Origin of the sequence: Daejeonella sp. (genome assembly GCF_044342615.1) — a bacterium.
Taxonomy (GTDB): domain Bacteria; phylum Bacteroidota; class Bacteroidia; order Sphingobacteriales; family Sphingobacteriaceae; genus Daejeonella.
This window is the reverse complement of record NZ_JBIIPN010000207.1, coordinates 1-3326: the sequence shown is the minus strand read 5'-3', so window position 1 is coordinate 3326 and position 3326 is coordinate 1. Positions and strand designations below refer to the sequence as shown.

At 40.6% G+C, this 3326-nt stretch carries 3 protein-coding genes; 1 reads left to right on the top strand and 2 read right to left on the bottom strand.

The window, feature by feature from the left end; translation table 11 throughout:
- Both ACIQ0D_RS12370 and ACIQ0D_RS12365 read right to left on the bottom strand, forming a co-directional pair.
- Window positions 1–1099, bottom strand: a 1099-nt coding sequence (locus ACIQ0D_RS12370; protein WP_395806068.1) for a GMC family oxidoreductase N-terminal domain-containing protein, incomplete at its 3' end; no start/stop codon positions are given.
- A 27-nt stretch (window positions 1100–1126) separates the two neighbouring features.
- The gene (locus ACIQ0D_RS12365; RefSeq protein WP_395806066.1) at window positions 1127–1717 is read right to left on the bottom strand and encodes a gluconate 2-dehydrogenase subunit 3 family protein; all 591 of its coding nucleotides are present in this window, start codon (window positions 1715–1717) and stop codon (window positions 1127–1129) included.
- A gap of 122 nt (window positions 1718–1839) precedes the next feature.
- Here ACIQ0D_RS12365 and ACIQ0D_RS12360 point away from each other — a divergent pair.
- On the top strand, window positions 1840–3326 hold a 1487-nt coding region (locus tag ACIQ0D_RS12360), incomplete at its 3' end, for a thiamine pyrophosphate-dependent enzyme (RefSeq protein WP_395806064.1).

The following is a 3326-nucleotide window of genomic DNA, read 5'->3' as shown; positions in this document are numbered from 1 at the left end:
TATAAACACCAATTGGTCGGCGGCCGTAATAATATTTATCATCAAATCCCACTGCTGTACCTGAAGCACCTACTTGAAAGTGATGATCCATCAAATTATGACCTAAATGTCCACTACTATTTCCTAAACCATCAGGGAAGCTATCCGAAACCGAATTCAACAAAATTTGGGTGGTACCTAAAGTAGAGGCATTCATGAAAATTACCTTAGCATAATATTCGATATGCTCATTTGTTTCTGAATCAATTACCAATACTCCTTTCGCTTTTTGGGTTTCCTTATCGTATAAAACAGAACTAACAATAGAATAAGGGCGCAAAGTAAGGTTTCCAGTCGCAACAGCTGCGGGCAAAGTAGCCGATTGGGTACTAAAATAAGCCCCAAAAGGACAGCCTCTATTACATAAATTCCTGTTTAGGCAAGTCCCTCTTCCATTATGAGGTACCGTTAAATTTGCCATGCGATAAACCGTCATCATCCGTTCACGGTTATAATGACTTTCAATTCTTTTCTTCACCTCCTTCTCCACGCAATTCATTTCAAATGGCGGAAGAAATATCCCGTCTGGTAATTGCGCTAAACCCTCATTTTGACCGCTAATACCTGCAAAACGCTCCACATAATCGTACCAAGGAGCAATATCTTTATAACGAACCGGCCAATCTACACCATACCCATCTTTGGCATTTGCCGAAAAGTCCATTTCGCTTAAGCGCAAGCAACCGCGACCCCATGTAATTGATCGTCCGCCTACATGATAACCACGATACCAATCAAAGCGTTTTACTTCGGTATAAGGACAATCGATATCATCTACCCAAAACTTAGCATTAAATTCTGTGTACTGACCACCACGTGTTTGCACCTGATGTCTTGCTGCATCTTCGGGAGTAATTCTACCACGATGCTTAAATTCCCATGGTTTTAAAAGTGCTGTATCATAATCTGTTACGTGTTCTACATTTCGCCCACGCTCCAACATCAAAACTTTTAAGCCCTTCTCTGTCAGTTCTTTAGCTGCCCAACCACCACTAATTCCAGAACCAACCACAATGGCATCGTATGTGTTTTGCTTCTCTGCTTTTATATTAATATTCATTCTCTTTTAAAATCCTATAATTAAAAATTAGGTTGCCCATGCTTTTTGACCCGGTTGTAAAGGAACACATGAATCATACCTTACCGGAATATGCACGTATCTTAATGCCTTGGTAGCACCAATTTCGGAAGTATAGTATCCCAAATATGTCAATTCAGATACCAACTGAAAAAAGTGTGGAGGGGCAATAACTCCATTTGAACTAGATCTATTCTTCTTCTGCGCTTCAGCTTCAGCCTTGAAAAGCTTGAAAATACTTTCGCGCTCCGAAAGTGTTAAGGCTTTGAACGATTTTTGAAAAGTTGCATTTGATACTTCCTCAATAGTTTTTAGTCCCTTGGCAAAATGCGCTTGAATATCAGAAGTATAGCAATCCTGAATCATCATGACAATAAATGGACCTAAACCAGCGGCCTTTGCGCCAGGAACATCCTTCCGATCCGGAATAAAGGTATCGGCAATTTCGGCAACTAAATCTTCCTCAGCATTTAGTAATTTTGCATCAAAGGGGAGATTATTGACAGGCAAGACACCCTCGGCAAAAGCACCTAAACTTTTGAAAGTAATTGCGCCGCCTAATAAAAATGCAGCTCTACCGACTGCTTCTCTTCTATTCATCCGTTCTAAAAAATAAAAAAATTAACAAATTGCCACTGAATGAAGGAAAAACCCACAATTGAAGGCAAAATTTTCAAAAGCTTAATTTAGATAGATTTTTCAGAAAAATAGTATGTTTAATTATGAATTTTGATCGCAAGAATCTCGACAATAATATTTTAATAAAGCTCTACCAACATTTGCTTAAACCGCGAATGATTGAAGAGAAGATGTTGATCCTATTAAGACAAGGTAGAATTGGGAAATGGTTTTCTGGCATTGGTCAGGAGGCTATTGCAGTCGGCACCACCTTGGCGATGCATGAAGATGAGTATATTCTGCCCATGCACCGTAATTTAGGGGTTTTTACTAGCCGTGGGATAAGCCTTTCAAAACTAATGGCGCAGTGGCAAGGAAAGGCAGAGGGTTTTACCAAGGGCCGTGATCGATCATTTCACTTTGGGACTCAAGAGCATAAAATTATTGGGATGATCTCTCATTTAGGTCCGCAATTAGCTTTAGCCGACGGCATCGCGCTCGCCGATAAGCTCAATAATAAACAAAAAGCAACCTTAGTATTTACTGGCGAAGGTGCAACGAGTGAAGGCGATTTCCATGAAGCACTCAACTTGGCCTCTGTTTGGGATCTGCCCGTAATTTTTATCATCGAAAATAATGGATACGGATTATCTACTCCCACTAACGAACAATATCGCTGTAAACATTTGGTTGATAGAGCATTAGGCTATGGGATGGAAGGCAGGCGCATTGATGGAAATAATATTCTTGAAGTTTTCCATACCATTAAAGAATTGGCTGAAGATATTCGCCAAAAACCAAGACCCGTTTTAATTGAATGTATGACTTTCAGGATGCGTGGTCATGAGGAAGCATCTGGCACCAAATATGTTCCGCAAGAATTGTTTGAGGAATGGGAAAAGAAAGATCCGCTGAAAAATTATGAGGAATTTTTAGTGAGCGAAGGGATTATCAATGAGGACTTTATCAGCAATTTACGGACTAATTTGAAGGCTGAAATTGACTCGGAAATAGAGAAGGTCTTTTTAATGGATGAGCCCCAAGTTGATACTTTAAGTGAAGTATCGGATATGTTCCAAGTGCAGAATCTCAAAGAAATTAACCCTCGAAATCCTACAAAAACTGAAAAAAGATATCTAGATGCTATCAGTGATGGATTGAGGCAGGGCATGCAGAAATATCCTGATTTGGTAATCATGGGACAAGATATTGCGGAGTATGGAGGTGCTTTTAAAATTACGCAAGGATTTGTGGAGGAGTTTGGGAAAGGGCGAGTTCGGAATACCCCTATTTGTGAGTCGGCGGTAGTGGGTGCAGCCCTCGGACTTTCAATAAATGGTAAAAAGGCCATTATGGAGATGCAATTTGCCGATTTTGTAAGCTGTGGCTTCAACCAAATTATCAATAATCTTGCTAAAACACATTATCGCTGGGGCGAGAAGGCTGATGTGGTGATTCGAATGCCTACGGGTGCAGGCACAGGCGCGGGACCATTCCATTCGCAAAGTAATGAGGCTTGGTTTACTAAAACTCCGGGCTTGAAGGTGGTTTATCCAGCATTCCCTTCAGATGCTAAAGGCCTGCTTTTGGC

Bases quoted from the DNA above. Each gene is read 5' to 3' on its own strand.
- ACIQ0D_RS12365 (WP_395806066.1), bottom strand. From the start codon at position 1,717: ATGAATAGAAGAGAAGCAGTCGGTAGAGCTGCATTTTTATTAGGCGGC.